The following is a 23364-nucleotide window of genomic DNA, read 5'->3' as shown; positions in this document are numbered from 1 at the left end:
CGATCGCACAAAAAAAAGGGCGACCGAAGTCGCCCAAAATGCCTTGCGTGCTCATTGCTCCAGAAAGAACTACGGTTTTCTCCGCTTATGCGAATCCTTCCAGATAAAAAATCCAAACCCTGCAAAAAACAGAACCATGAGGCCGACTGTCAGCACTCCGGCGATCACCACGTTATCGAAAAACATGACTGGCCTCCTGGACTTGCCCTGTTGCGATGGGGCTAAGTTAACCAATCGGGCAGGAGAGAAAATTGACCGGGATCAATGCCGCCCGAGACTGGGCGTAAAGGAAGGGAAATAACTGACCTGCATCAACGGATGCAGGGTGTTTCAACGCTTTTTCGGTTTGTTCTTCGGCTTTTTCTTCGCTTTACCCAACGGCATGGCCTGCTCAAATGCCTGGCGCACTTCGTTCAGGCGCTTTTCATTTAGGTCATGAACCCGTTTGGCACGTTCAGAATTGAGGTCGATCAGCTTGTCATCTTGGCTCATGGCGTTCAGTGCATCGCTTGGAAATGAATTCAGCTGCCGGCTAAAGGCGACAGGATTGCGCCAATAATGCGGTCTGGCGCGGGCGCTGACCAGTCTCCGACACTTCAGATCTCGATATCGACCCACAACCCCTGACGTGGCTGACTCTCCATCAACGGCACCACCGGCACGGTATTGTCGGCATTGAGCTCATTACCGGGGATCGCCAAATGCTCTTCAGGATCCTCATCGGCCTCGCGACGGCGCCGCTCCCGTTCCTGTTGCCGACGCTGCTCCTCGCGCAGCTGCAGGCCCGCCTCTTCCGGGTCGCGGTTTTGCAGGTCGATGGTGCTTTCATTGGAGCTTTCCTGCACCGACACCACGGGGGGAATATCCGGGCGCTGGCGGATCGGATCCTGCTGTGAAGTGATCGGCACGGCGCTCAAGGGGAGCATCGGTGGCAGCATATTTTTGGTCTCCTGTCAGCAGGCTGTCGGCTGCGGGGATGGCGACTTGAGCCATCGGTCGAAAACTTGTGACCCAACGCACAGACAGGAGCTGCCGAAGGCTGCGATCTTTTCAGGACTTGAAGATCAAAAGATCGCAACCTTCGGTAGCTCCTATTGAGTAATCCTTTGGCCCTGAAGGCTCATTCCGTTAAGATAGCCCGCTTTTTCAAGGTGGGAGTCAGGCAGCATGGCGCAGCAGTATCAACCGGGGCAACGCTGGATCAGTGACAGCGAAGCCGAGCTGGGTTTAGGCACCGTTCTGGCACAGGACGGCCGCTTGTTGACCGTGCTCTACCCGGCCACTGGCGACACTCGCCAGTATGCGCTACGGAATGCGCCCCTCACCCGCGTGCGGTTTTCGCCGGGTGACTCGATTACTCACTTCGAGGGCTGGAAACTGACCGTACAGGAAGTCGACGACATTGACGGCCTGCTGGTCTACCACGGCCTCAATGGGCAGAACGAAGTGGTCACCCTGCCGGAAACCCAACTGTCGAACTTCATTCAGTTCCGACTGGCGAGCGACCGTCTGTTCGCCGGCCAGATCGACCCGCTGGCCTGGTTCTCCCTGCGTTATCACACCCTGGAACACACCAGCCGCCAGTTGCAATCGTCGCTCTGGGGCCTGGGCGGTGTGCGCGCGCAACCGATCGCGCACCAGTTGCACATCGCCCGTGAAGTCGCCGACCGTATCGCGCCGCGCGTTCTGCTGGCCGACGAAGTGGGCCTGGGCAAGACCATCGAAGCCGGTCTGGTGATCCATCGCCAACTGCTCTCGGGCCGCGCCAACCGCGTGCTGATCCTGGTGCCGGAAAACCTCCAGCACCAGTGGCTGGTGGAGATGCGCCGCCGCTTCAACCTGCAAGTTGCACTGTTCGATGAAGAACGCTTCATCGAAAGCGATGCCACCAACCCGTTCGAAGACACCCAGCTTGCCCTGGTGGCGCTCGAATGGCTGGTGGAAGACGAGAAAGCCCAGGACGCGTTGTTCGCCGCCGGCTGGGATTTGATGGTGGTCGACGAAGCGCACCACCTGGTGTGGCACGAAGACCAGGTCAGCCCTGAGTACTCCCTGGTGGAGCAGCTTGCTGAAACGATCCCGGGCGTATTGCTGCTGACCGCAACCCCGGAACAACTGGGCCAGGACAGCCACTTCGCCCGTCTGCGCCTGCTCGACCCGAATCGTTTCCATGACCTGCATGCCTTCCGCGCCGAGAGCGAAAACTATCGCCCGGTGGCCGAAGCCGTTCAGGAGTTGCTGGACAAAGGGCGCCTGTCGCCTGAAGCGCACAAGACCATTCACGGCTTCCTCGGTAACGAAGGCGAAGCCCTGCTGAGCGCAGTCAACGATGGCGATACCGAAGCCTGCGCCCGTCTGGTCCGCGAACTGCTGGACCGCCATGGCACTGGCCGCGTGCTGTTCCGTAATACCCGCGCCGCCGTGCAGGGTTTCCCGGAGCGCAAACTGCACCCGTACCCGCTGCCGTGCCCGGCCGAATACCTCGAACTGCCGTTGGGCGATCACATCGAGCTGTACCCGGAAGTCAGCTTCCAGTCCCAGCCGGACGCCAACGAAGAAGAACGCTGGTGGAAATTCGACCCGCGCGTCGAATGGCTGATCGACACCCTGAAAATGCTCAAGCGCACCAAAGTGCTGGTGATCTGTGCCCACGCCGAAACAGCCATGGACCTGGAAGACGCCCTGCGCGTGCGTTCCGGCATTCCGGCCACGGTGTTCCACGAAGGCATGAACATCCTTGAGCGTGACCGCGCCGCCGCCTACTTCGCGGACGAAGAATTCGGCGCCCAGGTGCTGATCTGCTCGGAAATCGGCAGTGAAGGCCGTAACTTCCAGTTCTCGCACCATCTGGTGCTGTTCGACCTGCCGTCGCACCCGGACCTGCTGGAGCAACGCATCGGTCGTCTCGACCGGATCGGCCAGAAGCACGTCATCGAACTGCACGTGCCATACCTGGAAACCAGCCCGCAAGAGCGGCTGTTCCAGTGGTACCACGAAGCGCTGAACGCATTCCTCAACACCTGCCCGACCGGCAACGCCTTGCAGCATCAGTTCGGCCCGCGCCTGCTGCCGCTGCTGGAAGAGACCGACGATGGTGAGTGGAAAGCACTGATCGACGAGGCCCGCGCCGAGCGTGAGCGTCTGGAAGACGAACTGCACACCGGTCGCGACCGCTTGCTGGAACTCAACTCCGGCGGCGCGGGTGAAGGCGATGCGCTGGTCGAAGCGATTCTCGAACAGGACGATCAGTTCGCCCTGCCGATCTACATGGAAACCCTGTTCGACGCCTTCGGCATCGACAGCGAAGACCATTCGGAAAACGCGCTGATCCTCAAGCCCAGCGAAAAAATGCTCGACGCCAGCTTCCCGCTGGGCGACGACGAAGGCGTGACCATCACCTACGACCGCAACCAGGCGCTGTCTCGTGAAGACATGCAGTTCATCACCTGGGAGCACCCGATGGTTCAGGGCGGCATGGACCTGGTCCTGTCCGGCTCGATGGGCAACACCGCCGTGGCGCTGATCAAGAACAAGGCGCTGAAACCGGGCACCGTGTTGCTGGAACTGCTCTATGTCAGCGAAGTGGTTGCCCCGCGTTCGCTGCAACTGGGCCGTTACCTGCCGCCGGCCGCCCTGCGCTGCCTGCTTGATGCCAATGGCAATGACCTGTCGGCCCGGGTGTCGTTCGAAACCCTGAACGATCAACTGGAAAGCGTGCCCCGCGCCAGCGCCAACAAGTTCATCCAGGCCCAGCGCGACCAGCTGACGCCACGGATCAACGCCGGCGAAGAGAAGATCACCCCGCGTCACGCCGAGCGCGTGGCCGAGGCACAACGTCGCCTGGCGGCCGATACCGACGAAGAACTGGCGCGCCTGACCGCCTTGCAAGCGGTCAACCCGACCGTGCGCGACAGCGAACTGGTTGCCCTGCGCAAGCAGCGCGAGCAAGGCCTGGCCATGCTCGACAAAGCGGCATTGCGACTGGAAGCGATTCGGGTGTTGGTAGCGGGCTAAACCGCCCTGCTCCATCGCCAAAAGTGAAAAGGCCCGCAGCGATGCGGGCCTTTTTGTTTGCCTTGTCCCGCCCGCCGATCATTCCCACGCAGAGCGTGGGAACGATCAATCCTCAGGCCGTGACCGCAGCACCCTTTGGCTCAACCACCGCCACCAACCCTTCTTTCATCCGCTTGGCATCCCGCACAAAACACCGCGATGCCAAAAACAGAAACACCATGGTGAAAAACAGCGCCACCGGGATCAGGTACATCGCGTCATGCAGGCCGACAGCCTTGAATGCCTCGGTCATCTGCTCGGCACCCGCCGAGAGCATCGCGGTATGGGCGAAGTGATCGGACAGACCGCCCACCACCACCGGCCCCAAACCACCGCCCAACAGATACAACCCGGCAAAGAACAACGCCATCGCCGTCGCCCGCAGGCGTGGTTCGACCACGTCCTGAATCGCCGTGTACACGCAGGTGTAGAAGTTGTAGGCGAATAACCACCCCAGGCTGAATACCGCGACAAATACCCCGATCTCGATCCGCCCGGCATGCAGCGCCCAAGCCGTGCACAACGTCGAAATGATCAGGCTGAACGCGGCGAACAGCAGTCGCCCGTTGGCCACCCGCTGGTGAATCTTGTCGGCAATCCATCCGCCTAATGTCAGGCCGAACAACCCGGTCACTCCGACGATCACCCCGGTCGCCACCGCCGCGTCCTGTAACGGCATCAGAAAATAACGCTGCAGCATCGGCACCAGAAACGAGTTGCAGGCATAGGTGGCGAAGTTGAAACAAAGCCCCGCCATCACCAGCCACAGAAAAGTCGGTACCGCCAGCACTCGACGGATCGGCCGGTCCACACGCTCCTGTGAAACCTGCACGCTTTCCGCCGCGCCACGTTTCGGCTCTTTGATGAAGAACATGAAGACCGCCAGGATCAACCCCGGCACCGCCGCGATAAAGAACGGCGCACGCCAGCTGTCGAACGCCTTCACCATCGCACCAATGGTGAAGAACGCCAGCAGCAGGCCCAACGGCAAGCCGAGCATGAAAATGCCCATGGCCCGCGCCCGACGATGCGCCGGGAACAAGTCGCCGATCAGCGAGTTGGCAGCCGGCGCGTAACTGGCTTCACCGATGCCGATGCCCATCCGCACGATCAGGAAACTCCAGAAACTGCCCACCAACCCGTTGACCGCGGTCAGCCCGCTCCATGCCGCCAGGCCCCAGCCCATCAGTTTGCTGCGCGAGCCAGTATCGGCCAATCGCCCCAGAGGCAGGCCGGCAATGGCGTAAACGATGGTGAATGCAGTCCCGATGATCCCCAGCTGAAAGTCGCTGAGGTGCCATTCCATGCGGATCGGCTCGATGATGATCGCCGGAATGGTGCGATCGAAGAAGTTGAACAGGTTGGCCAGGAACAACAGGAACAGAATGCGCCAGGCATTCGCCGCTTGGGTCGAGTTCTGCATGGGTCCGTCTCTTTTTATTGTTGTTGGGGCCGTCACTGTCCCCGGAACCTCCAATCTAGTCAGGCCCGTCAGGGCTGTCTGTCATTATTCGCAAGGCTGATATCAGCCCATGGCGCCACACATAACCTGTGGGATCAGTGCTGTCAGGAAGCCAGGTTTTTCACCATCAGTCGCAGGCTGGAAAAATACCTCTGCGCCCCCCTTCCCAACGGCATGGCGAAGCCTAGAATAGCGGCCTTGTCTGCCCACCCCGTTCCCATTCCTCCTTTGATCATTGCCCATGTCCGAAGCCAGTCCGTGTCTGAATTGCGGTGCCTGCTGTTCTCATTTCCGCGTGTCTTTTTTCTGGGGTGAATGCACCTCGGCCGGGGGCACGGTGCCTGACGAACTGGTCACGTCCATCAGCCCCAGCCGGGTGGCCATGCTGGGCACAGACTGCAAACCTGTTCGCTGTGTCGGTCTGGTGGGTGAAGTGGGCAGCACCGTGCAGTGCTCGATTTATGATCAGCGCTCCAGCACTTGTCGGGAGTTCGACGCCTCTTGGGCCAATGGCGAGGCGAACGTGGATTGCGATGCGGCAAGGGCCGCGTTCGGGCTGCCCGCCCTGCAGCCTGAATTCGAAACGCCTTTTGAGCAGATCGCCTAAGGCTTGGCAGCGACCGCAATCAAGCCATTCGAAAAATATTTGACATCATTGCGCTATCATCCCTTGCGCTCCGTGTAAGCCCTCTATACTGCCAGCATTCGCCAGCGCGCATGACGCAGGCCAAGATGACTCACAGACGGGACATGCTATGGAGTGGCTTGGTTTGCATTTCATGACCGGGCTGCCGGACAGCGGGCAGGTCATACTCAATTGCACCCATAACCCGTTTCTGGTGTTGCTGGCCTATCTGGTCGCCTGCACGGCCGGTTTCGCCACGCTGGACATGACCGAGCGGGTGGGTCATGTGGAAAAGTCCGCCTCTCAACGACTCTGGCGCTGGGTCGGCGCCGGGTGTCTGGCGGGCGGTATCTGGTCCATGCACTTCATCAGCATGCTGGCGTTCCAGGTGCCGATCGAAATCCATTACCACCTGCCCACCACCCTGATCTCGCTGTTGTTCGCCCTGACCGCCTCGTGGCTGGCCATGTACACCCTGAGCCATCCCCAACTGAATTTCTGGCAATACCTGCGGGCCGCGGTGTGGATCGGCCTGGGTATCGCGACCATGCACTACGTGGGCATGGCCGCACTGCGATCGAATGCGCTGGTCTATTACCAACCCGCTCTGTTCGTGCTCTCCGTGGTGATCGCCATCGGTGCCAGCCTGGCTGCCCTGTTGATTTCCAGTCACTTGCGCGATGACACCGGTGCGTATCATCTACTGCTCAAATACACCGCCAGCCTGGTGCTCGGGGCCGGCATTGTCAGCATGCATTTCACCGGCATGGCATCGCTCAACCTGGTGCTGCCCGACGACAGCCTTCAACCGCTGCCCGGTGACAACAATCACCTGCAACTGGGGCTGACAGTGGCAGTGATGGCGCTGTTGATCATCGGCAGCAGCATCAGTGCCGCACTGGCGGACAAGAAGCTGCAACATAAGGAGTCCGACCTGCAGCGGGTCAACGCCCTGCTCGGTCAACTGGATCAGGCACGCATGTCGCTGCAACAGGTGGCGCATTACGACCCCTTGACCAACCTGCTCAACCGCCGGGGCTTCAACCAGCTCTTCGCCGAAAAACTCATCGAAAAAACCAACGAAGGCGGCATGCTCGCGGTGATATTCCTCGACATCGACCACTTCAAGCGAATCAACGACAGCCTTGGCCATGACGCCGGCGACGAATTGCTCAAAGTCCTCGCCAGCCATATCAAGGCTTCGGTGCGCAGCCACGAAGACGTGGTGGCGCGTTTCGGAGGCGACGAATTCTGCCTCCTCATCAACCTGTACGACCGTGAAGAAGCGCGGCATATGGCCCAGCGCATCATGCTGAAAATGAAGGACCCCATCGAGCTGTCCGGACGGCGCATGGTCATGACCACCAGCATCGGTATCAGTCTGTTTCCGGAAGACGGCAAGACCTGCGAAGAACTGCTGAAGCACGCCGACCTGGCGCTGTATCAGTCCAAGGGCAGCGGTCGTAACGGGTTGCACTTTTTCAGTTCCAACCTGAAAGCCCGCGCCACCCTGGAGTTGCAACTCGAAGAAGAACTGCGTCACGCCCTGCGCGAAGACTCCGGATTGATGCTGTATTACCAGCCGATCTATGACCTGAGAATCGGCCGAGTCACCAAACTGGAAGCGCTGGTCCGCTGGCAACACCCGGTTCACGGATTGCTGACGCCGGACCGGTTCATCGCCATCGCCGAGGCCAACGGCCTGATCGCCGAACTGGACAATTGGGTATTGCGCAAAGCCTGCGCAGACCTGGGCGAACTGTCCCGCCACGATTGCGAAGACCTCAAGATCGCAGTGAATTGCTCGCCCCTGAACCTGGCGCGAGAAGAACTGGCCGATGAAATCGAACACGCCCTGCGCATCTACGGGGTGACGCCCCAGCGACTGGAGCTGGAGGTGACCGAGAATGCGCTGATGGGCAATATTTCCAATACCCTGGTGTTGCTGCGGCAGATTCGCGCCCTTGGCGTTTCGTTGTCGATCGACGACTTCGGCACCGGCTATTCATCCCTGGCCTACCTCAGGCGCCTGCCATTAAACACGCTGAAGATCGACCGCTCGTTCATTCAGGACATCCCCAAGGCCACCCAGGACATGGAAATCGTCCAGGCCATTATCGTCATGGCCCACACCCTGCATTTGCAGGTCGTCACCGAAGGCGTCGAGACCCTCGAGCAATACGACTTTCTCCAACGCCACGGCTGCGATTTCGTCCAGGGCTACCTGCTTAGCCATCCGGTGCCGCTGGCTGAGTTGCGGCCGGTACTGGCCGAAATCAACCAGCACACGCATGCCGTCAATCCGTTGAGTCTGGCTCACGGTACAACTGCACTAACGTCGAAGGATCCTTTTCCAGGAACCCCTGCCCCCCATGGAGGCGCATCAGTTGTGCGGCCAATCCGCTGATCGGCGTGGCCGAACCCTGTTCGCGGGAAAACTTCACGGCGGTATCGAGATCCTTCAGCAACGTACGTACGTGCCATTTCACGGGCTCGAAACGGCTTTCGGCCATTTGCGGCGCGAGAATCTGCAACGGTTTTGAATCGGCGAAACCACCGGCCAGCGCCTCGGCAATGAGGCTGGCATCGACCCCGGAGCGCTCGGCCAGGCTCACCACTTCAGCAATGACCAAGGCATTGCAGGCGACGATCATCTGATTGCAGGCCTTGGTCACCTGCCCCGCGCCGATCGCGCCCATGTGGGTCACGCGCTGGCCAAGGGTCAGCAACACCGGCCGCACGCGCGCCAGGTCTGCCGCCTCGCCACCAACCATGATCGCCAGACTGCCGGCCTCGGCGCCGACCACCCCGCCGGACACTGGCGCATCGAGCCAACCCATCCCGGTTTTATTGGCCAGTGCTGTGGCCATTTCCCGCGTTGCGGTGGGCTCCAGGCTGGAAAAATCCACCAGCAACTGGCCGCTTTTCGCCCCCTTGGCAACGCCAGCCGCGCCAAACACCACCTCACGAACCACCGCGGTATCGGCCAGGCACAACATCACCACGTCGGCGTGCTGACACAGCTCGGCCGGTGTCGCCACTTGCCGCGCACCAGCCTCGACCAGCACTGCACACTTGGCCGGGTTGCGGTTCCACACCGTCAGCGGGTAACCGGCCGCTAACAGGCGTCGGCACATCGGCAAACCCATCAGCCCGATTCCGGCGAACCCCAGCGCAGGCAACGTTGCCATCATTTAGCCTCCCCTTGATTAAAGATCATCGAATATTGGCCGATTCATCATGGTTAAGGAAAGGATTCCCCCGAGCGATGTTCAGGCCAAGGCCCTGACGCTTGGGCTACATTCGCGCTAAAAAAAGACGCGAGATCCCATTCCGTGATGACTCGATGACACTTGTCGCCGAGCCGACCAGTCCAGGTATATGGCGCACAATGACTTCTAAAAACAATCCGGCCACCGCGGTATCCGACCTGACCCTGAGCCCCGCGGCGAACAGCCCCTCATCGTCGAAGCCATTGCCCCCGTCGCGTCCGCTGTCGACTCAGCAATACCTGTACTTCACCGAAACCAATACCGACCGCATCCTCGACAACCTCGACGGCCTGCGCGACCTGGTGTTCCCGCGCCCGCCCCATCTGGAAGGCGACAACGAACAGCACAACGACCAGGAATTCCCCTCGGTGTGCCTGATCGGCCTGGGCCGCTGCGGTTCGAACATCGCGCTGGACGTGGCGGAGCTGGTGTACAACGCCCGCAAGTTCTACCTCAACGAATTCAACAACGAAGACCGTCCGTCGCCGGATAAACGCTACGCCGAAAAGGGCTACAGCCCGGCGCAGTGGATTCGCAACAACCTGCGCCTGGGGCCGAACAAGGCCACCAAACCGGTATTCCTGGTGGAACCGCTGGTGATGCTCGGCGACCTGGACAAGGACATCGCCGGTCGCATCCGTTTCTCGCGCAAGGGCGAAAAAAGCGGCTTTTTGCGCGACTACAGCAAAATGAAAATCATGGACTTGTCGGAAGTCCACGCCGGTGGCGCCGGTAACGCGCCGATCCTCGGCCAGTACCTGGCCAAGATCATCCTGAACAAGGACACCCAGCGCTTCTCCAGCCCCGACTGGAAGATGATTCACTCGTACCTGATCGACAGCTGCGGGATCAAGGCCAACCAGTCGCGCCTGTACTTCTCGATCTTCAGTGCCGGCGGCGGTACCGGTTCGGGCATGGCCTCGGAATTCGGCCTGGCCCAGCAGCACTCGTACATGAACAAGACGTTCGACACCAAGCCGATGGACGAACACGACGGCAAGAGCGGCCATTCCTTCGTCTTCGAGCCGATCTTCACCAGCGGCATCTGCGTACTGCCGAACATTTCCGATCACCGCAGTGAAATGTCCGAAGCGCTGCACATCAACGCCGGTCGCCTGCTGTGCAAATACCTGTCGGAAGAGTGGGACTTCTCCTACAACTTCGCCAACGAAGACAGCAGCGAAGCCAGTGTCATGGGCCGTATCCGCCCATGGAACGCGATGATGCTGATCTCCAACGACATCATGCGTTATGCCGAAGAAAGCGATGACGGCAACATCCAGAATATCGACGTCAACGCGATGGAAAAGCACGCCAACCAGTACATCTCACAGCAGATCTTCAACATTCTGACGGCGCAGGCGGTCACCACCGACTACGACCAGAACTATTTCCGTCGCGCAGGCATCGACATCGGCGAAACCATTCGCCTGGACGCCAACGATCTGTTCATGAGCCTGGCCGGCCCGGTGGCAATTGCCTACGCCGAGTCCGTGGTGCCGGAAACCCCGCCACCGAGCAGTGACAAATTCAAGGTGTTCGACAAAGAGCCGCAGCGCTTGAACATCGACGATCTGTTCTTCCGTTCCATCGACCTGCCGCACTTCAACAAAGTCACTCAGGCGATTGAAGGCATCAGCCTGTTGCCAATCGAGTCCAAGCGCTACCGCGCCTCGCTCGAGCAGTACAAGAATTCGGGCTATGACGCGGCCGCCTTGCACGACCTGCACTTCTTCAAGAATTGCTCCTCGGTGGTGTCGATCGTGTCCCTGCCTAAAGACTACAAACTGTCCTACATGGACCTGAACCGGTTGAAGACTCACCTCAACAGCCTGTTCCCCAACACCACGCTCAAGCGTTATGCACTGGTGATCGGCGCCTCGGCCAACCTGTCGCTGACCACCCTGATCGCCAAGAGCCCGTGCCTGTCGGACGACTTCCTGACGCTGATCGTGGCGTTCATCAAGCGTTGCTTCGCAAAAAATCCGTATCGCTTCGACGAAACGCTGGATAACTCGATCCTGGACTTCATCATCCATGAAGACTTCGACGAAGACCGGATCGACGATCTGCTCAACGAATTCGAAAACCCGGCGAAGATCCTCGACACCAACTGGTACGCGATCAAACCGATGTACGAGAAGAAGTACCGCGAGCTGATCAACGACAAGGACAAGTTCGTCTCGATCAATGACATTCGTTTGTCGCGCGATTGCGTGAAGAAGGCGATCAAGTACCTGCGCGAGATCTACCGTCACCGGATTGGCAAGACCAAGGTTATTTCGCTGAATAACCATACGGGCAAGACGGCTTATTGAGGTCGAGCCTTTAACGATCGCAGCCTTGTGATGATCGTTTCCACGCTCCGCGTGGGAACGCCTCAATGGACGCTCCGCGTCCGCTTTTGGGGCGCAGAGCGTCCCGGGCTGCATTCCCACGCAGAGCGTGGGAACTATCACAACACCCAGAAACAATTGAGCAGCCCATCGGCTGCTCAATAAACTGTTCCCGTTACGTTTACGTCACCGTTATACCGGCCTTTCTGTGGCCTTTCTCCACGGCAACGTGCCATCACGCTACTCGGCTACACACTTTTGCCCGACAAAACAAAGCACCAAATCGGTGCAAGCATTCAAGCCTTCGCCCTTTCCTGGATCATAATCCACGGCGAAACAACCACGGCCCACAGCTCCGGATCACGCTCGAAAAGATCCAGCGCCCGCGTTTCAGACAGCTTGGCGACCTTGTCGGCGGCCAGCCAGGCAGCGACTTTCTCGCCTTCATCGGTCGCCACCGCCTCCGCCGCAGCAATCAAATCCAGGCCTGGGTCGACCCACAATAGGGCACCCTTGGCGAAGAACGGCTCCAACTCTTTCCAGGTAATAGATGCGGTTTCACCAAGCAGCTTGGCATAGAGGGTGCTAGGTTCTTGAGTCATGGGTTCCTGTCCGCAAAAGAAATCGATGTGAATGATAACGTCGGTGTTGCGCCAGAAAAACCCGGATGCAATTGCGTTACCGATTGAAAAACCCGGGAAAGCCAGGGAATGCTGCTGCTTCAAGTATTAGCCAGCTAACATCCTGCCGCGATTCTGTCTTTTTCTTTCAACAAAGCGACACCCTCAGGTTTTGCCCCCTGGCGCCAGCTTCCCAGGCTAACAATCGGCGCTCTACACTGTACCGGTACAGTTGCCGGGGGCATTTTCCGGAGGATATCGACGATATCTGACCCGGTTCTGCTGCTACGGCGCCAGGACTATAAAAACTACAACAGTAAGAGTGGAGCACTATGACTAAGGCTACTAAGCAGATTTCAAAACTGTTTGCCGCTATGGTTCTGGCCGGGGTTGCCAGCCATTCGTTCGCCGCCGACACCATCAAGATCGGCATCGCCGGCCCTAAAACCGGCCCGGTCACTCAATACGGTGACATGCAGTTCATCGGCGCCAAGATGGCCATCGAGCAGATCAACGCGAAGGGCGGCGTCGACGGCAAGATGCTCGAAGCCAAGGAATACGACGACGCGTGCGACCCTAAACAAGCCGTGGCCGTCGCCAACAAAGTGGTCAACGATGGTGTGAAATTCGTGGTCGGCCACCTGTGCTCCAGCTCCACCCAGCCAGCTTCGGACATCTACGAAGACGAAGGCGTGATCATGATCACCCCGGCCGCCACCAACCCGGACATCACCACCCGTGGTTACAAGCTGGTGTTCCGCACCATCGGCCTGGACAGCGCCCAGGGCCCTGCCGCCGGTAACTACATTGCCGATCACGTAAAACCGAAAATCGTTGCCGTGCTGCACGACAAACAGCAATACGGTGAAGGCATCGCCACCGCCGTGAAACAGACCCTTGAGAAGAAAGGCGTTAAGGTTGCCGTGTTCGAAGGCCTCAACGCCGGTGACAAGGACTTCTCCTCGATCATCCAGAAGCTCAAGCAAGCCAACGTCGACTTCGTCTACTACGGCGGCTACCACCCGGAGCTGGGCCTGATCCTGCGTCAGTCCCAGGAAAAAGGCCTGAAAGCCAAGTTCATGGGGCCTGAAGGCGTCGGCAACGACTCCATCTCGCAAATTGCCCAGAATGCTTCCGAAGGCCTGTTGGTCACCCTGCCGAAATCCTTCGACCAGGACCCAGCCAACAAAGCCCTGGTACAAGCCTTTGCCGACAAGAAGCAGGACCCAAGCGGTCCGTTCGTGTTCCCGGCCTACTCGGCTGTCGAAGTGATTGCCGAAGGTATCAAGGCTGCCAAGAGCGAAGACACCGCCAAGGTGGCTGAAGCCATTCACAAAGGCACCTTCAAGACCCCGACCGGTGATCTGTCGTTCGACAGCAAGGGCGACCTGAAAGACTTCAAATTCGTGGTCTATGAGTGGCACTTCGGCAAACCAAAAACCGAAGTTTCCCCTCAGTAAGCTAGCTCCATGATTAATAAAGCCCACTGCGCAAGCAGTGGGCTTTGTTTTACGAGATTAATGAGTCAGAGTCCCGCGATCCGGGAGTTGGCTTACCTGAAAATCTTAAAACCGTCACCAGCGGTTCGCTGGCAAACGCTCGTGCGAAGGTGGCCACAGACCACACAGCCCGGGCCGGAACATGACTCCACCAGTGAAATGCGTATCAGGTTTTTAGGAGCGCTGTAATGCCTGAGATCTATCACTTCTTCCAACAGCTGGTTAATGGGATGACCATTGGCAGCACCTATGCCCTTATAGCCATTGGCTACACAATGGTTTACGGCATTATTGGAATGATTAACTTCGCCCATGGCGAGGTCTACATGATCGGTTCCTACGTGGCCTTCATCGTCCTTGCCGGACTGGCCATGCTGGGTATCCATTCTCTGCCGTTGTTGATGACCGCCGCTTTCCTGGCGACCATCGTCGTGACCAGTGCCTACGGCTACAGTATCGAACGGATCGCCTACCGCCCTCTGCGGGGCAGTAACCGTCTGATCCCGCTGATCTCCGCCATCGGCATGTCGATCTTCCTGCAGAACTCCGTACTGCTCTCGCAGGACTCCAAGGACAAATCGATCCCTAACCTGATTCCGGGCAGCTTCAGCTTCGGTCCAGGCGGCGCACAGGAAGTGCTGATCTCCTACATGCAGATCCTGGTGTTCGTGGTGACCCTGGTGGTGATGCTCTGTCTCACCCAGTTCATCTCGCGTTCACGTCTGGGACGCGCCTGTCGGGCCTGTGCCGAAGACATCAAGATGGCCAACCTGCTGGGCATCAACACCAACAACATCATCGCCCTGACCTTCGTCATCGGTGCCGCCCTGGCGGCCGTGGCGGCAGTACTGTTGAGCATGCAGTACGGCGTGATCAACCCTAACGCCGGATTCCTGGTAGGCCTCAAAGCCTTTACCGCGGCGGTGCTGGGTGGCATCGGCAGCATTCCGGGCGCCATGCTCGGTGGTCTGGTGCTGGGGGTAGCCGAAGCATTCGGCGCCGATATATTCGGTGACCAGTACAAGGACGTGGTGGCTTTCGGCCTTCTGGTCCTGGTGCTGTTATTCCGGCCAACCGGCCTGCTGGGTCGTCCGGAGGTTGAGAAAGTATGACTAGGAATCTTAAACAGGCGCTGTTCAGCGCCCTGCTGGTATGGGCCGTGGCCTATCCGGTACTCGGCCTGAAACTGTCCATCGCCGGGATCAACCTCGAAGTGGAAGGCGCCAGCACCTCCACGCTGATCATCATCGCCACCTGCTCGGTGCTGATGTTCCTGCGTGTGCTGTTCGACCGCGAATACTCGGCGGCCATGAGCTCCGTGCCCAAGGGCAAACTGATCCCGGCCAGCGCGAGCCACTTCCTGACCCTGCCGACCACCCAGCGCTGGATCATCATGGCGTTGATCGTCGTGGCACTGGTCTGGCCGTTCTTCGGTTCACGCGGTGCGGTGGACATCGCCACGCTGATCCTGATCTACGTGCTGCTCGGCCTGGGCCTGAACATCGTGGTCGGTCTGGCCGGCCTGCTCGACCTCGGTTACGTCGGCTTCTACGCCGTGGGTGCCTACAGCTATGCGCTGCTGTCGCACTACTACGGCCTGAGCTTCTGGATCTGCCTGCCAATCGCCGGCCTGATGGCGGCCACATTCGGCTTCCTGCTCGGTTTCCCGGTGCTGCGCCTGCGCGGTGACTATCTGGCGATCGTGACCCTGGGCTTCGGTGAGATCATCCGTCTGTTCCTGCGTAACCTGACGGGCCTCACCGGCGGACCGAACGGCATCAGCAACATTCCCAAACCGTCGCTGTTCGGCCTGACCTTCGAAAGAACGGCCGCCGAAGGCATGCAGACCTTCCACGAGTTCTTCGGCCTGACGTACAACCCGGTCAGCAAGGTGGTTTTCCTCTACCTGGTGGCGCTGTTGCTGGCACTGTTCGCGCTGTTCGTGATCAACCGCCTGCTGCGCATGCCGATCGGCCGTGCCTGGGAAGCCTTGCGCGAAGACGAAATCGCCTGCCGTGCCCTGGGCCTGAACCCGACCGTGATCAAGCTGTCGGCCTTCACCCTGGGTGCCTGCTTCGCTGGTTTCGCCGGTAGCTTCTTCGCCGCGCGCCAAGGGCTGGTCACGCCGGAGTCGTTCACCTTCATCGAGTCGGCCACCATCCTCGCCATCGTGGTGTTGGGCGGCATGGGCTCGCAGTTGGGCGTGGTTCTCGCGGCTGTCGTGATGATCCTGTTGCCCGAACTGATGCGTGACTTCAGCGAATACCGCATGTTGATGTTCGGCGCCTTGATGGTGCTGATGATGATCTGGCGTCCTCAAGGTCTGCTGCCCATGCAACGTCCTCACATGGAGCTGCGTAAATGAGCAGAGAGATCCTGAAAGTAGATGGCCTGAGCATGCGCTTCGGCGGCCTGTTGGCGGTCAACGGCGTAGCCTTGAGCGTCAAAGAGAAACAAGTGGTCTCGATGATCGGCCCCAACGGCGCCGGCAAGACCACTGTATTCAACTGCCTGACCGGGTTCTACAAACCCACCGCCGGCACTATCCAGCTCAACGGTGAAGCGATCGAAGGCCTGCCCGGCCACAAGATCGCCGGCAAAGGCGTGGTGCGGACGTTCCAGAACGTGCGGCTGTTCAAGGACATGACCGCCGTGGAAAACCTGCTGATTGCTCAGCACCGGCACCTGAACACCAACTTCCTGGCAGGCCTGTTCAAGACCCCGGCGTTTCGCCGCAGCGAACGCGAGGCGATGGAATACGCCGAGTTCTGGCTGGAAAAGGTCAACCTCAAGGAGTTCGCCAACCGCCCGGCCGGCACCCTGGCTTATGGTCAGCAGCGCCGCCTGGAAATCGCCCGCTGCATGATGACCCGTCCAAGCATCCTCATGCTCGACGAACCGGCCGCCGGCCTCAACCCGCGGGAAACCGACGACCTCAAGGCGCTGATCGGCACCCTGCGTGAAGAGCATAATGTGACGGTGCTGTTGATCGAACACGACATGAAACTGGTCATGAGCATTTCCGACCATATCTTCGTGATCAACCAGGGCACACCGTTGGCCAACGGCACGCCGGAGCAGATCCGCGACAATCCTGAAGTGATCAAAGCCTACCTGGGGGAAGCGTAAATGCTGCAGTTCGAAAACGTTTCCACCTTCTACGGCAAGATCCAGGCGCTGCACAGCGTCAACGTCGAAGTCCGCCAGGGCGAGATCGTGACCCTGATCGGCGCCAACGGTGCCGGCAAGTCGACCCTGCTGATGACCCTCTGCGGTTCGCCGCAAGCCCACAGCGGCAGCATCCGCTACATGGGCGAAGAGCTCGTTGGCCAGGACTCGTCGCAGATCATGCGTAAAAGCATCGCCGTGGTTCCGGAAGGCCGTCGGGTGTTTGCCCGCCTGACCGTGGAAGAAAACCTCGCCATGGGCGGGTTCTTCACCGACAAGGGCGATTATCAGGAACAGATGGACAAGGTTCTGGGACTTTTCCCACGCCTGAAAGAACGCTTTGCCCAACGCGGCGGCACCATGTCCGGCGGCGAACAGCAAATGCTCGCCATCGGCCGCGCGCTGATGAGCAAGCCCAAGCTGCTGCTGCTTGACGAGCCATCGCTGGGCCTGGCACCGATCATCATCCAGCAGATCTTCGACATCATCGAACAACTGCGTAAGGACGGTGTGACGGTGTTCCTGGTGGAGCAGAACGCCAACCAGGCCCTGAAAATCGCCGACCGTGCCTACGTGCTGGAAAACGGCCGGGTGGTGATGAGCGGGACCGGTGAAGCGCTGTTGACCGACCCGAAAGTACGCGAAGCGTACCTCGGCGGTTAAGCCTTTGCGGTAAACAAAAAACGGCCTTCGGGCCGTTTTTTTGTGCCTGGCACAAACCTCACCGAAGGCCGCTCCTACGGGGCTGTGTATCTTTAGCACAACCTGAATGATAAAGAAGAAGCCCTGTCGGAGGAGTCCCGCCTCATAAACGTCATTGATCTATAGAGTCATCTTGCATATATTTGTATCTACAGACAAACAAGAAGTGATCAACATGACAGCAACCTCCCAGGCACAAGGATTCACCAAAGACCAGTGCGTGACTGGTTTGCGAGCAGCTGTAGGCATACTCGAAAAGTGGCAGGCATCGGGCGATCAGGCCTGTCGTATCCTGCGCATTTCCCGCAGTACGTACTCACGGGCAAAGCAACGCGATCCCGATTGGTCCGTAAACCTGGATTCAGACCAGATGCAGCGCATCAGTTTTATTCTCAACATCCATGCCGTTCTGCGTCTTGTCTTTGATAACCCTGAGAACGTCTATGGTTTTCCGACAATGGCGAACGAAAACGAGTTCTTCAACGGGCGTACCCCGCTCGAAATCATGTCCCAGGGGGATATGATTTCCTTGTACGAGACGTTTCGGCGGATCGACGTGCTGCGAGGCGCACAATGGTAATGGTGAGCCAGTTGCCAGTATTGGCCGGTGAGCAGTTGCAGGCCTACCGATTGATCAATTCAAAGTTTCCGCCCATTGCGTTGTTTGACGACGTGGCGGACGCGAACGAATTTGATGTTCTGTATCAGATACAGGCCCTCACAAATCCGAGGCTGCAAAATGAGGTAGGTCGGCTTGAGCTGATACCGCGTGCGGAAATTCCCTTTGGCATCCCTGGATGCTCTTATGCGACAGCCCCTTTCACCCACGTCAACCCAACTGGCTCGCGTTTCAGCGATGGCAGTTTCGGCGTGTTGTACTTGGCTGCCTCGATGGAAACTGCTCTGGCTGAGGTACAGCATCACCAAAATCAGTATTGGTCGAATGTCCAGAATCTCAATTACGAGAGGTTTGTTTTCCGGGGGTTATCCTGCACTTTCGTTGACGAAGCAATGAGGGATGCCGTATCCATTCCGATGCACGATCCTATCTACGATCCCGTCGACTACACGCACTCACATCGCTTGGGTAAGGCAGTCAAGGATGCAGGGGGCCTTGGCCTGCGATACAACTCCGTGCGTATGCATGGCAACTACTGCTGGGCGCTGATGACTCCCAGACCAGTCTCATCAGTCATTCAAACAGCCCACTACGAGATGATCTGGAACGGTCAGATCACTAGCGTTAATAAAATCAGCATTGCATGACTGTCTTATCGGCGCGATAGCACGAATCCGTTGTCAGTCAGCATCAGTGCTAAATGTCATGACGCTATCGCGCGCCCTCCCACAGGGGATTGATGGTGTTTTGAGGATTTTTGAAAAAAATCTGCAGTCAGCTGTAACACCCCGCCCTGTCGTTTCTCTAGAGCGGTAAGCAAGCACAAACGCTTGCCATACCAAGCTCAATTTCGGAGAAACATCATGACTGCTACCACCCGCACCCTGTCCGCCACCGCCCTGGTTCTGGCACTTGGTTCTGCCCTGAGCATCGCCGCGGTCTCCACGGCCCATGCCGCTGACGCCAACATGGAAAAATGCTTCGGCGTGGCCATGAAAGGTCATAACGATTGCGCCGCTGGTGCTGGTACCACTTGCGCTGGCACCGCCAAAACCGACTACCAGGCCAACGCCTGGAAGCTCGTCCCCAAGGGCACCTGCGCCACCACAATGAGCAAGACCTCGCCAACCGGTTTCGGCCAGATGGAAGCCTACAAAGCCAAGTCGTAATCAGTCCCCCAGCCAGAGTGTCGACCATGAACCATTCATTCTCCGGGCTCCCGCCCCGCTCCGGGCTGGGGCTCAAGACCGAGCACTTTCGTGAAGTGCTCGGTGCACAACCGGACATCGGTTTCTTCGAAGTCCACGCCGAAAACTACATGGTGGCCGGCGGCCCGTTTCATCATTTTCTGGGATTGATCCGTGAGCAGTATCCGCTGTCGCTGCACGGTGTTGGCCTGTCCATCGGTGCCGAAGGTCCGCTGGATGGTCAGCACCTGCAAAGGCTGGCCGCGCTGATCGAGCGCTATCAACCCCACTCCTTTTCCGAACACCTGGCCTGGTCCAGCCATGGCCCGGTGTTTCTCAATGACCTGCTGCCCCTGGCCTACGATGCGCCGACGCTGAACCGTGTCTGCGAGCACATCGATCAGGTACAGAACACCCTCAAACGCCCGATGCTGCTGGAAAACCCGGCGACATACCTGGCGTTCCAGAACTCGACAATCGATGAAGCCGACTTCATCGGTGAAGTCATTCGCCGCACCGGCTGCGGCCTGCTGCTGGACGTCAACAACGTTTACGTCTCCTGCATCAATCACCAAAGAGATCCGCGGGCCTACATCGACGCCCTGCCACTGCACGCGGTGGGAGAGATTCATCTGGCGGGGTTTGCCGAAGACACCGACAGCCTTGGTGACCGACTACTGATCGACGATCACGGTGCGCCCGTCGATAACGCGGTGTGGGCGCTGTACTCGCAGGTGCTGGAGCGGGTCGGCCCGATCGCCACGTTGATCGAACGCGACAACCGGTTACCGGCCTTCAGTGTGTTGCACGCCGAAGCCCGTCATGCCGATGAGTTGCTGCACCGCGCAGGGAGCCGGCCATGAGCACTCAAGCCGCTTTTTCCGCCGCCCTGCTCGATCCGCAACGGCCCTGCCCCGAGGGCGTGTTCAGTGCCAACGGTGCCGATCCGGCCAGCCGTTTCGCGGTGTATCGCAACAATGTGCAGAGCTCGCTGATCAACGCCTTGGCCGACAGCTATCCGGTGGTTATGCAGTTGGTCGGTGATGAATTTTTCCGGGCGATGGCAGGGTTGTATGTGCAAAGTTGCCCACCGCAAAGCCCGCTCATCAACGACTACGGCAAGGACTTCGCCGAGTTCATCGACAATTTTGAACCGGCAGCCAGCGTGCCTTATCTGGCCGATGTGGCGCGGCTGGAGCGCTTGCGCGTTCAGGCCTATCACGCCGCTGATGCGCAGCCTTTGGGCCATGAGCAAATCGCCGCCGTGCTGTCGGACCCACAGGCATTGAGCGAGCTGACGCTTGGGCTTCATCCCTCCCTCAATCTGCTGACTTCAGCCTTCGCCGTGGTCGCAATCTGGGCGGCGCATCAACAGGACGCGACGCTGGCCGGGATCGACCTCGGCCACGGGCAAAACGCGCTGGTGCTGCGTAACGAACTGGAGGTTGAGGTCTTCGCCATCGACCACGGCGCCAGAATCTTCATTCAGAGCCTGCGACTCGGCCAGCCCCTGAGCCAAGCGCTGGAAAACGCGCCGGCCTTCGATCTCAGCCAAACCCTGGCGCTGCTGATCAGCCACAACGCCATCACTCATTTACACCACAACCAGGTATCGCCATGAACACAAACCCCATTACCCGCGCCATCACGCTGCTGGAAAAAATCCCCCACAGCCTGATCGCCTTTATCGCGCGTTTTTCCATTGCCGCGGTGTTCTGGAAGTCCGGGCAAACCAAGGTGGAAGGCTTGGCCATCGACTTGATCGACGGCACCTTTGAACTCGGTGTGCCAAGGCTGGCGGACTCGACCATTCCGTTATTCCAGAGCGAATATCACCTGCCGTTGCTCTCCCCGGAACTGGCGGCGCACCTGGCGGCCTTCGCCGAGCATTTCTTTCCGATACTGATCCTGATCGGCTTCGCCACGCGCTTTTCGGCCCTGGCGCTGCTGGGTATGACCCTGACCATTCAACTGTTCGTGTACCCCGATGCGTATCCGACCCACGGCACCTGGGCGGCGGTGTTGCTGTACTTGATGGCGACTGGACCTGGCAAGTTGTCGATCGATCACCTGCTTGCCCGGCGTTATGCCCGCTGATACCAACCTCAGAACTCCCATAAAGGTTGTGTGGTGAGACGTTATCGTTGAAGCCGATCCAACGCCTCACCACTGCGCTTGAACCAACCGATCAAATAGTCCGCCAGCACTTGGGTACGCTTCGGCAACCCGCCCTGATACGGATGCACCAGATACATCGGCATGCTGCGGGTTTGATAATCACGCAGGAGCCAGCGTAAACGTCCATCAGCCAATTCCTCTTGCAACAGATACGACGGCAAACGCGCAATGCCCGCACCGGTCAGTGCAGCTTTCTTCAAGAGGTTGTAATGGTTGCTGGCGAACGGACCCGACACACGCACCCGCGTTAATTCGTGCTGTTGGTGATAGAGCCATTCTTCGCGACCGCTGTAATGGCTGTTGAGAAGACAACGGTGTTCGGCCAAGGCCTGTGGCGTCAGCGGCTCACCGAATCGCTCAAGATACGCGGGGCTGGCACAGGTCATTTCGTGCCAGGCCAGCAACGGTCGGGCCACCAGACGTTCGTCGTTGGCCACTTCCGAGCGGATCGCCAGGTCGAAACCGTCCCGGGACAAGTCGCGGTAGTGGTTGTTGAGTTCCAGCTCGATCTGCACCTCGGGGTACTGCCGGGAAAATTCCAGCAGTGCGCCGTCAAAGAACGTTTCCCCCAGTGAAACCGGCACCGTCATCCGCACAGGGCCGGCCATGTCGTCTTTCAGCCGCGCCAACGCCTGACGCGCACGCTCCACTTGCACCACCAGCGCCTGGGCTTGCGGCAACAACGCCGCACCCGCCGCCGTCAGGCTCAAGCGACGTGTGGTGCGTTGCAGCAACACCACGCCAAAGCGCGTTTCCAGCAGGCTGATGCGCTTGGAGAGTTGCCCCTTGCTGCACCCCAGTTGCTGGGCGGCCAGGGTGAAACTGCCCGCCTCGATCAATACCGCGAACGCCGACAGATCGTCCATTTCACTCATGGATTGTTTCCATTTGAAAACCAAAGGTTGCCCATTAGCACGCTTATTTATAAAAAAAACCACACTAGACTTAACTTTAAATCCAACCCACTTGAGGAACTGCACGATGAAAATTCTGTTGATTGGCGCCTCCGGCACCGTCGGTTCGGCCATTGACCATGAACTGTCCCAGCGCCACAAAATCGTCCGTATCGGCCGTAAAAGCGGTGATTTCCAGGTCGACATCAGTGACAGCGCCTCGATCCGCAAACTGTTCGAACAGACCGGCAACTTCGATGCACTGATCTGCGCCGCCGGCAGTGTCAACTTCGTGCCGCTGGCCACCATGACCGCACAAGACTTCGAACTCGGCTTGCGGGACAAGCTGATGGGCCAGGTCAACCTGCTGCTGATCGGCCGGGAATTCGCCAATGACGGTGCGTCTTTCACCTTCACCACCGGCATCCTCAGCCACGATCCGATTCGTACCGGCAGCTCCGCGTCCCTGGTCAACGGCGCCCTCGACGCCTTCGTCCGTGCGGCGGCGATCGAACTGCCACGCGGTCTGCGCATCAACTCGGTCAGCCCGAACGTGCTGGTCGAAGCCATGGGGAGCTATGCGCCGTACTTCCGTGGTTTCAAACCGGTTCCCGCCGCCGAGGTGGCGCTGGCCTACGCCAAAAGCGTGGAAGGCCTGCAGACCGGCCAGACCTATCGCGTCGGTTAAACCGCCCCCCGTAGAGGCAACCGAGAACATCGCAGGGTTGTGATGAACGGTCAGGCTGAGTA

General features: G+C 59.1%; 23 protein-coding genes. 16 read left to right on the top strand and 7 right to left on the bottom strand.

Features of this window, described 5'->3' with window-relative positions; genetic code table 11:
• Nucleotides 1–69: 69 nt before the first annotated feature.
• The 3 genes from ccoM to ACEN8R_RS01935 all read right to left on the bottom strand — a co-directional run bounded on the left by ccoM (nt 70) and on the right by ACEN8R_RS01935 (nt 938).
• Nucleotides 70–186, bottom strand: a complete 117-nt coding sequence (gene ccoM, locus ACEN8R_RS01945) for a cytochrome c oxidase subunit CcoM (protein WP_018926882.1) — start codon at nt 184–186, stop codon at nt 70–72.
• A 144-nt stretch (nt 187–330) separates the two neighbouring features.
• Nucleotides 331–492 (bottom strand): hypothetical protein, encoded by a 162-nt coding sequence (locus tag ACEN8R_RS01940; protein WP_007935839.1) that lies wholly within the window; start codon nt 490–492, stop codon nt 331–333.
• A gap of 104 nt (nt 493–596) precedes the next feature.
• Nucleotides 597–938 (bottom strand): hypothetical protein, encoded by a 342-nt coding sequence (locus ACEN8R_RS01935; RefSeq protein WP_018926883.1) that lies wholly within the window; start codon nt 936–938, stop codon nt 597–599.
• A gap of 229 nt (nt 939–1167) precedes the next feature.
• Between ACEN8R_RS01935 and rapA the strand changes: the two genes are divergently transcribed.
• Nucleotides 1168–4014, top strand: coding sequence for an RNA polymerase-associated protein RapA (gene rapA, locus ACEN8R_RS01930; RefSeq protein ID WP_018926884.1), 2847 nt, complete (start codon nt 1168–1170; stop codon nt 4012–4014).
• Between the two features lie 112 nt (nt 4015–4126).
• Here the strand turns inward: rapA and ACEN8R_RS01925 are convergent, their stop codons facing one another.
• Entirely contained in the window at nt 4127–5494 is a 1368-nt protein-coding gene (locus ACEN8R_RS01925) for a spinster family MFS transporter (protein ID WP_256580779.1), read from the bottom strand.
• 262 nt (nt 5495–5756) lie between these two features.
• On the opposite strand from ACEN8R_RS01925, the gene ACEN8R_RS01920 reads away from it, so the two are divergent.
• Together ACEN8R_RS01920 and ACEN8R_RS01915 are read left to right on the top strand one after the other, a co-directional pair.
• Complete coding sequence (locus tag ACEN8R_RS01920) at nt 5757–6122, top strand: YkgJ family cysteine cluster protein (protein WP_018926887.1); 366 nt, start codon at nt 5757–5759, stop codon at nt 6120–6122.
• 148 nt (nt 6123–6270) lie between these two features.
• Complete coding sequence (locus ACEN8R_RS01915; protein ID WP_018926888.1) at nt 6271–8547, top strand: putative bifunctional diguanylate cyclase/phosphodiesterase; 2277 nt, start codon at nt 6271–6273, stop codon at nt 8545–8547.
• Here ACEN8R_RS01915 and ACEN8R_RS01910 read toward each other — a convergent pair.
• Nucleotides 8438–9334 (bottom strand): NAD(P)-dependent oxidoreductase, encoded by an 897-nt coding sequence (locus ACEN8R_RS01910; protein ID WP_167331186.1) that lies wholly within the window; start codon nt 9332–9334, stop codon nt 8438–8440. The two genes, ACEN8R_RS01915 and ACEN8R_RS01910, sit on opposite strands and share 110 nt — an antisense overlap.
• 197 nt (nt 9335–9531) lie before the next feature.
• Between ACEN8R_RS01910 and ACEN8R_RS01905 the strand changes: the two genes are divergently transcribed.
• Complete coding sequence (locus ACEN8R_RS01905) at nt 9532–11730, top strand: hypothetical protein (protein ID WP_018926890.1); 2199 nt, start codon at nt 9532–9534, stop codon at nt 11728–11730.
• A gap of 314 nt (nt 11731–12044) precedes the next feature.
• Here ACEN8R_RS01905 and ACEN8R_RS01900 read toward each other — a convergent pair whose 3' ends face one another.
• Nucleotides 12045–12350, bottom strand: a complete 306-nt coding sequence (locus tag ACEN8R_RS01900) for a DUF2288 domain-containing protein (RefSeq protein WP_026286481.1) — start codon at nt 12348–12350, stop codon at nt 12045–12047.
• Nucleotides 12351–12700: 350 nt separating this feature from the next.
• Here ACEN8R_RS01900 and ACEN8R_RS01895 point away from each other — a divergent pair, with 350 nt between their 5' ends.
• The 11 genes from ACEN8R_RS01895 to ACEN8R_RS01845 all read left to right on the top strand — a co-directional run bounded on the left by ACEN8R_RS01895 (nt 12701) and on the right by ACEN8R_RS01845 (nt 21640).
• Nucleotides 12701–13828 (top strand): branched-chain amino acid ABC transporter substrate-binding protein, encoded by a 1128-nt coding sequence (locus tag ACEN8R_RS01895; RefSeq protein ID WP_019580926.1) that lies wholly within the window; start codon nt 12701–12703, stop codon nt 13826–13828.
• A 227-nt stretch (nt 13829–14055) separates the two neighbouring features.
• Nucleotides 14056–14979 (top strand): high-affinity branched-chain amino acid ABC transporter permease LivH, encoded by a 924-nt coding sequence (gene livH / locus ACEN8R_RS01890; protein WP_018926893.1) that lies wholly within the window; start codon nt 14056–14058, stop codon nt 14977–14979.
• Nucleotides 14976–16232, top strand: a complete 1257-nt coding sequence (locus ACEN8R_RS01885) for a high-affinity branched-chain amino acid ABC transporter permease LivM (RefSeq protein WP_018926894.1) — start codon at nt 14976–14978, stop codon at nt 16230–16232. The genes livH and ACEN8R_RS01885 overlap by 4 nt, the downstream gene beginning before the upstream one ends.
• Nucleotides 16229–16996 carry a high-affinity branched-chain amino acid ABC transporter ATP-binding protein LivG gene (livG, locus tag ACEN8R_RS01880; protein ID WP_018926895.1) on the top strand — a complete coding sequence of 256 codons (768 nt, stop codon included), beginning with the start codon at nt 16229–16231 and terminating at the stop codon, nt 16994–16996. Before ACEN8R_RS01885 ends, livG begins: the two co-directional genes overlap by 4 nt.
• Nucleotides 16997–17698 (top strand): ABC transporter ATP-binding protein, encoded by a 702-nt coding sequence (locus ACEN8R_RS01875; protein WP_018926896.1) that lies wholly within the window; start codon nt 16997–16999, stop codon nt 17696–17698.
• A 214-nt stretch (nt 17699–17912) separates the two neighbouring features.
• A complete protein-coding gene (locus tag ACEN8R_RS01870) occupies nt 17913–18317 on the top strand; it encodes an antitoxin Xre-like helix-turn-helix domain-containing protein (protein WP_018926897.1) in 405 nt (134 codons plus the stop codon).
• The gene (locus ACEN8R_RS01865) at nt 18311–19003 is read left to right on the top strand and encodes an RES family NAD+ phosphorylase (protein WP_026286482.1); all 693 of its coding nucleotides are present in this window, start codon (nt 18311–18313) and stop codon (nt 19001–19003) included. Before ACEN8R_RS01870 ends, ACEN8R_RS01865 begins: the two co-directional genes overlap by 7 nt.
• 216 nt (nt 19004–19219) lie before the next feature.
• The gene (locus tag ACEN8R_RS01860) at nt 19220–19525 is read left to right on the top strand and encodes a BufA1 family periplasmic bufferin-type metallophore (RefSeq protein WP_018926899.1); all 306 of its coding nucleotides are present in this window, start codon (nt 19220–19222) and stop codon (nt 19523–19525) included.
• A 26-nt stretch (nt 19526–19551) separates the two neighbouring features.
• Nucleotides 19552–20406, top strand: a complete 855-nt coding sequence (gene bufB, locus ACEN8R_RS01855; protein ID WP_018926900.1) for an MNIO family bufferin maturase — start codon at nt 19552–19554, stop codon at nt 20404–20406.
• Entirely contained in the window at nt 20403–21164 is a 762-nt protein-coding gene (locus ACEN8R_RS01850; RefSeq protein ID WP_018926901.1) for an HvfC/BufC N-terminal domain-containing protein, read from the top strand. Before bufB ends, ACEN8R_RS01850 begins: the two co-directional genes overlap by 4 nt.
• Entirely contained in the window at nt 21161–21640 is a 480-nt protein-coding gene (locus ACEN8R_RS01845) for a DoxX family protein (protein WP_018926902.1), read from the top strand. Before ACEN8R_RS01850 ends, ACEN8R_RS01845 begins: the two co-directional genes overlap by 4 nt.
• Before the next feature lie 41 nt (nt 21641–21681).
• Here ACEN8R_RS01845 and ACEN8R_RS01840 read toward each other — a convergent pair whose 3' ends face one another.
• Nucleotides 21682–22596 (bottom strand): LysR family transcriptional regulator, encoded by a 915-nt coding sequence (locus tag ACEN8R_RS01840; protein WP_018926903.1) that lies wholly within the window; start codon nt 22594–22596, stop codon nt 21682–21684.
• A 106-nt stretch (nt 22597–22702) separates the two neighbouring features.
• Between ACEN8R_RS01840 and ACEN8R_RS01835 the strand changes: the two genes are divergently transcribed.
• A complete protein-coding gene (locus ACEN8R_RS01835; RefSeq protein WP_018926904.1) occupies nt 22703–23302 on the top strand; it encodes a short chain dehydrogenase in 600 nt (199 codons plus the stop codon).
• The last annotated feature ends 62 nt before the right edge of the window (nt 23303–23364 follow it).

Source organism: Pseudomonas sp. Pseusp15 (genome assembly GCF_059492165.1).
Note: the sequence above shows the minus strand (reverse complement) of the source record. Positions and strands in the feature narration are given on the sequence as shown.

What these genes read in the sequence shown, in the direction of transcription:
- ACEN8R_RS01860 (WP_018926899.1), top strand. Translation starts at nt 19,220, where the DNA reads ATGACTGCTACCACCCGCACCCTGTCCGCCACCGCCCTGGTTCTGGCA.
- ACEN8R_RS01940 (WP_007935839.1), bottom strand. Translation starts at nt 492, where the DNA reads ATGAGCCAAGATGACAAGCTGATCGACCTCAATTCTGAACGTGCCAAA.
- ACEN8R_RS01900 (WP_026286481.1), bottom strand. Translation starts at nt 12,350, where the DNA reads ATGACTCAAGAACCTAGCACCCTCTATGCCAAGCTGCTTGGTGAAACC.
- ACEN8R_RS01915 (WP_018926888.1), top strand. Translation starts at nt 6,271, where the DNA reads ATGGAGTGGCTTGGTTTGCATTTCATGACCGGGCTGCCGGACAGCGGG.
- ACEN8R_RS01845 (WP_018926902.1), top strand. Translation starts at nt 21,161, where the DNA reads ATGAACACAAACCCCATTACCCGCGCCATCACGCTGCTGGAAAAAATC.
- livH (WP_018926893.1), top strand. Translation starts at nt 14,056, where the DNA reads ATGCCTGAGATCTATCACTTCTTCCAACAGCTGGTTAATGGGATGACC.
- ACEN8R_RS01895 (WP_019580926.1), top strand. Translation starts at nt 12,701, where the DNA reads ATGACTAAGGCTACTAAGCAGATTTCAAAACTGTTTGCCGCTATGGTT.
- ACEN8R_RS01910 (WP_167331186.1), bottom strand. Translation starts at nt 9,334, where the DNA reads ATGATGGCAACGTTGCCTGCGCTGGGGTTCGCCGGAATCGGGCTGATG.
- ACEN8R_RS01935 (WP_018926883.1), bottom strand. Translation starts at nt 938, where the DNA reads ATGCTGCCACCGATGCTCCCCTTGAGCGCCGTGCCGATCACTTCACAG.
- ACEN8R_RS01870 (WP_018926897.1), top strand. Translation starts at nt 17,913, where the DNA reads ATGACAGCAACCTCCCAGGCACAAGGATTCACCAAAGACCAGTGCGTG.
- ACEN8R_RS01865 (WP_026286482.1), top strand. Translation starts at nt 18,311, where the DNA reads ATGGTAATGGTGAGCCAGTTGCCAGTATTGGCCGGTGAGCAGTTGCAG.
- ACEN8R_RS01840 (WP_018926903.1), bottom strand. Translation starts at nt 22,596, where the DNA reads ATGAGTGAAATGGACGATCTGTCGGCGTTCGCGGTATTGATCGAGGCG.
- ACEN8R_RS01835 (WP_018926904.1), top strand. Translation starts at nt 22,703, where the DNA reads ATGAAAATTCTGTTGATTGGCGCCTCCGGCACCGTCGGTTCGGCCATT.
- ccoM (WP_018926882.1), bottom strand. Translation starts at nt 186, where the DNA reads ATGTTTTTCGATAACGTGGTGATCGCCGGAGTGCTGACAGTCGGCCTC.
- ACEN8R_RS01920 (WP_018926887.1), top strand. Translation starts at nt 5,757, where the DNA reads ATGTCCGAAGCCAGTCCGTGTCTGAATTGCGGTGCCTGCTGTTCTCAT.
- ACEN8R_RS01885 (WP_018926894.1), top strand. Translation starts at nt 14,976, where the DNA reads ATGACTAGGAATCTTAAACAGGCGCTGTTCAGCGCCCTGCTGGTATGG.
- bufB (WP_018926900.1), top strand. Translation starts at nt 19,552, where the DNA reads ATGAACCATTCATTCTCCGGGCTCCCGCCCCGCTCCGGGCTGGGGCTC.
- ACEN8R_RS01875 (WP_018926896.1), top strand. Translation starts at nt 16,997, where the DNA reads ATGCTGCAGTTCGAAAACGTTTCCACCTTCTACGGCAAGATCCAGGCG.
- rapA (WP_018926884.1), top strand. Translation starts at nt 1,168, where the DNA reads ATGGCGCAGCAGTATCAACCGGGGCAACGCTGGATCAGTGACAGCGAA.
- ACEN8R_RS01850 (WP_018926901.1), top strand. Translation starts at nt 20,403, where the DNA reads ATGAGCACTCAAGCCGCTTTTTCCGCCGCCCTGCTCGATCCGCAACGG.
- ACEN8R_RS01905 (WP_018926890.1), top strand. Translation starts at nt 9,532, where the DNA reads ATGACTTCTAAAAACAATCCGGCCACCGCGGTATCCGACCTGACCCTG.
- livG (WP_018926895.1), top strand. Translation starts at nt 16,229, where the DNA reads ATGAGCAGAGAGATCCTGAAAGTAGATGGCCTGAGCATGCGCTTCGGC.